The sequence below is a fragment of the Anabaena catenula FACHB-362 genome, assembly GCF_014698735.1.
Classification (GTDB): domain Bacteria; phylum Cyanobacteriota; class Cyanobacteriia; order Cyanobacteriales; family Nostocaceae; genus Anabaena; species Anabaena variabilis_A.
The window spans coordinates 1-3693 of sequence record NZ_JACJTQ010000101.1 but is presented as its reverse complement, the minus strand read 5'-3'; the positions used below and the strand labels follow the sequence as shown (position 1 = coordinate 3693).

7 protein-coding genes are annotated in these 3693 nt (G+C 36.6%); 2 read left to right on the top strand and 5 right to left on the bottom strand.

Annotation, left to right across the window (positions count from 1 at the left end; genetic code table 11):
- Positions 1–297 precede the first annotated feature (297 nt).
- The 5 genes from H6G68_RS27765 to H6G68_RS26620 form a co-directional block, all read right to left on the bottom strand.
- Positions 298–429, bottom strand: a complete 132-nt coding sequence (locus H6G68_RS27765) for a hypothetical protein (protein WP_277925565.1) — start codon at positions 427–429, stop codon at positions 298–300.
- Between the two features lie 273 nt (positions 430–702).
- Positions 703–882: a type II toxin-antitoxin system HicA family toxin gene (locus H6G68_RS26635; RefSeq protein ID WP_190909328.1), complete on the bottom strand. Its 180-nt coding sequence runs from the start codon at positions 880–882 to the stop codon at positions 703–705.
- A complete protein-coding gene (locus H6G68_RS26630; protein WP_190909327.1) occupies positions 879–1097 on the bottom strand; it encodes a type II toxin-antitoxin system HicB family antitoxin in 219 nt (72 codons plus the stop codon). The genes H6G68_RS26635 and H6G68_RS26630 overlap by 4 nt, the downstream gene beginning before the upstream one ends.
- 21 nt (positions 1098–1118) lie before the next feature.
- The gene (locus H6G68_RS26625) at positions 1119–1283 is read right to left on the bottom strand and encodes a hypothetical protein (RefSeq protein WP_190909330.1); all 165 of its coding nucleotides are present in this window, start codon (positions 1281–1283) and stop codon (positions 1119–1121) included.
- A complete protein-coding gene (locus tag H6G68_RS26620) occupies positions 1280–1486 on the bottom strand; it encodes a hypothetical protein (protein ID WP_242045417.1) in 207 nt (68 codons plus the stop codon). The genes H6G68_RS26625 and H6G68_RS26620 overlap by 4 nt, the downstream gene beginning before the upstream one ends.
- 205 nt (positions 1487–1691) lie before the next feature.
- Between H6G68_RS26620 and H6G68_RS26615 the strand changes: the two genes are divergently transcribed.
- Together H6G68_RS26615 and H6G68_RS26610 are read left to right on the top strand one after the other, a co-directional pair.
- Complete coding sequence (locus H6G68_RS26615) at positions 1692–2846, top strand: IS4 family transposase (RefSeq protein ID WP_190909326.1); 1155 nt, start codon at positions 1692–1694, stop codon at positions 2844–2846.
- A gap of 195 nt (positions 2847–3041) precedes the next feature.
- Positions 3042–3485: a type II toxin-antitoxin system PemK/MazF family toxin gene (locus tag H6G68_RS26610; protein WP_190909325.1), complete on the top strand. Its 444-nt coding sequence runs from the start codon at positions 3042–3044 to the stop codon at positions 3483–3485.
- Positions 3486–3693 lie beyond the last annotated feature (208 nt).

Genomic DNA, 3693 nt, shown 5'->3' with positions numbered 1-3693 from the left:
TGCGGTAATAATATTGGCGAATCACCTCCTCTACTAATTCGGCGGTCACAGGTTGAGCAGTATCACGAGATACAACTTTACTGGAGGAGGGAGGGAGAATTTCTACGGGGCTAACCTCAACATTAGTGATATCCATGAAAGAAATAACCATCACATAACAATTAACATCTAGCTTCCTGGAAGTGGCGTTTCAGGAAGCTTTTATTTTATTCTATCTTTCCGTAGATGTCCGGTTTGCTCACAAAAATCCTGGTGAATTCTTGAGGGGGCGATTATTTCGGAATTTTTAGCCTCAATTTAGGGTTTAGAGAAAAGTTTTTTTCTAGCGATCGCTACTTTTTCTCTGGTAGTATCTGCAAGTTGCGCTCTAGCCCGTTGAATTTCTGCGACTTTAATCTGTATATCGTTGTTTCTAGGAGAACTCCACAAAAAAGATGAACTGCTTGCAGCAGCGCTAGTTCCCTACGGGATCTTGCTACGCGGAGCGTCCCGGAGGGTACGCTATCCAATTTCACTCCTATCAAAACGACTTTTCCTCCCCCTGCTAGAAAGCTCCCTTGTCAGAGTTGGTTTAGCGGTGTTTGTCGTAGTTATGGGTTTTGTGCTATTACTGTTTCCATTCTCAGGTTTTTACATCATCAAAAATCACGTTCATACCTCAAATCAGCAACGCCATCGCCTGCGGCAAGCGTAGCTATCGCCCTATTCAGCATTTAAGCTTTTGAGAATTTTCTTAGCTAACAATTCCTTAATTTCCGTATGTCTTGGTACAGCTTCAATGACCCCGGTTTCAGGATTAATCCACAGGGAATGAGAAGCACCTTCTCGTTTAAGGTAGCAACCTGCTTGTCGTAACTTTTTTTCTAATTCTTTACGTTTCATGGAATTGAAATAGTCTCTTCAATCGCATCTTCTGTTAGTCCCCTGCGAATATCTGCCACACGATCTTCAAGAATCATTTGAATAGCAAGTTTCAAGTTTTCTTTTACTTCCTCAATGGTTTCACCTTGACCATTAGCACCAGGAATTTCTGGACAAATTGCCCAGTATCCTCCTTCCGTTGCTTTCTCAATGATGGCTGTTAATTCTGCTTTCATATCAATTTTCCTAGAACTCCATTATATTTTAAACGATGATGCTAAATGAAATCCTAAATTATCTTGTCCGCCGTAACCTAGATAACCGTTCCAAAGTTCTAGTTTTTCTGGGGTAAATTCAAAATATTGGTCTGAAGTAATACCGTTAGGTTCTAGTTGAGGTTGTGGTAAAAGTGGTTGAGTCATAGTTTTTGTACAGTTAATTGTGACATTTGCAAAATACGGTCATTCCAATTACCAAGTTCTTGATTTACCTGATTTCTAGCTTCTGTGTCGTTCCAGATTTGCGCCCATTTAAACAACCAACGGGTCAAAAACCGTCCTAAATTCGCTAATTCAAAAGCATAATCAAATTCTACATCTGGGGCTATCCATTCAATAAAATACATTGTCTCTCTAATCAAATTTTTTACGACATCATTATTATTACCGTCTTGTAATAAACCCTGAATTTGTTTTAAGTGGTTGGTTAAATTGTTTAACCTGATCTGAAGGGGCGACGAAATAGGCTGAAAAGCTTTGTATGTAGAGAGTGTAAGGTTTTGTGGTAAAAAAGATAGGTCTCTGATTTGCAACAAAGCCTATCTATTGATAATGTTACCTAGATTCTACCAAAACCACTTAAAAAGTCAATTGAGTTTAGCGGAATACCTATTCCTCAGAATTTTAGTTCAGATTTTACAGTCAATTAAACAAGTCAATTTAGAAAGGTTAGCTAATGCTCTACCTTTACCGATAAAATTTGAGAGTAGAAGAAAAAGAATACAACGATTTTTGTCAATACCAAATCTAAAAATTGAAAAAATTTGGTTTCCAATTGTTAAAGAATGGTTGAAAACATATTTCACCAATAAAAAAATAATTTATGTAGCAATTGATAGAACAAATTGGAGCCGCATAAATTTATTCATGGTTAGCATCATTTGGGATAAAAGAGCATTTCCAATATATTTCAAATTGCTGCCAAAATTAGGTAGCAGTAATATATCAGAACAACAGGATTTATTGTCCAAGGTAATACCATTATTAAAAGATTACCAAATATGTGTATTAGGTGATAGAGAATTTTGCTCTGTGAAACTTGCAAAGTATCTCCAGTCATTGGGGGTATATTTTTGCTTGCGTTTAAAAAATAACGAATTTGTAGAATTTAAAAAAGATATTTTTATTGAGTTAAGCAGTTTTGGGTTAGCACCCGGAGTTTCTTTTTTTATTAAAGGAGTTAAGGTGACAAAGACTCGTGGTTTCATGAGTTTTAATGTTGCTTGTAAATGGAAACGTAAAATCAACGGAGTAGCACCGAAAGAAGGATGGTTTATCTTAACAAATTTGGATGAATTAGAGTCGGCTATTTCTGCTTATAAACAAAGATTTGATATAGAAGAAATGTTTAGAGATTTTAAGAGAGGTGGTTATAATTTAGAAGACACTAATATTGAGGGGGAACGCTTTATTTCTCTTGTTTTATTAATTGCTGTTGCTTACACATCTGCAACGATTCAAGGTCAAAAAATCAAACGTAAAGGAATACAAAAATATGTCGTTCGTCTCAAAGAATATGGTCGATTAGAGCGGAGACATAGTAGTTTTTATGTTGGGTTATATAGTCAAACCTGGGTCAATCTCAAGGAGATTTGTCTGGAATTAGTAACAGAATTAATAAGATTAAATCGCAATCAGCGAAAGTATTATCAACAAGGTGTAAGAGCTATGATGCTTATAGAGTCTATGTTTCAGCCAGTTTCGTAGCCCCCTCAGTAACCTGATAGAAACATCATCTTTAATAACGGAAGGGATAGCGATAAATTTTAGTGTGGAAGGCAACAGGATTGTGATTACACCACAAAAAAGAAAAAAATATACGCTTGATGAGTTGCTCTTGGGTATGACTCCTGATAAATTTCATCCTGAATTTGAGACTGGAAACGCTGTGGGGAGTGAAGATTGGTAGTTAATTCTTATTTTCCGAATAGAGGAGATATTATCAAATTAGAATTTGGGAACACACAGCGATTTACGGCTGATTCGATTAGGCGTGCATTTGCCCTTCAAGCATCAGGAATGTCTTTTGATGATATTGCTAAGACATTAAATAACGAACTACAACAGCAAGGGCGTGAGCAAATCGGCTATCGCCCGGTTCTTGTTATATCTCCAATTAAATATAATCGAATGGCTTCTTTAGTTCTAGTGTGTCCTATAACTAGCAATCCAAAAGGGCTTAGTTTTGAAGTTTCACTTGTTGAGGGAATGCAAACACAAGGAGTTGTGTTAGCTGACCAAATTAAAACACTAGAGTGGAGAGCTAGAAAGGTAAAATTTGTTGAAAGTGTTGCACAAGATTTAATAGAAGAAGTACAAGCGAAGCTCGAAACATTAATTTTCTAATTTTTCCACCCGATAGAAGAGACCATAGCGATAGCGTTCAGCGCGACCTAGGAATCGCATATGGTGCAACACCGTTTTTGATACCAAACAAGACCTAACGAATTAAACCAGCACGTTGAAAAATAGTATGGGGAGTAATTTCTAATTCTGGTAATGTTTCATGACTGATGACTTGATTTTCTCGAAATGTGACAGGAAGAGAAGATGC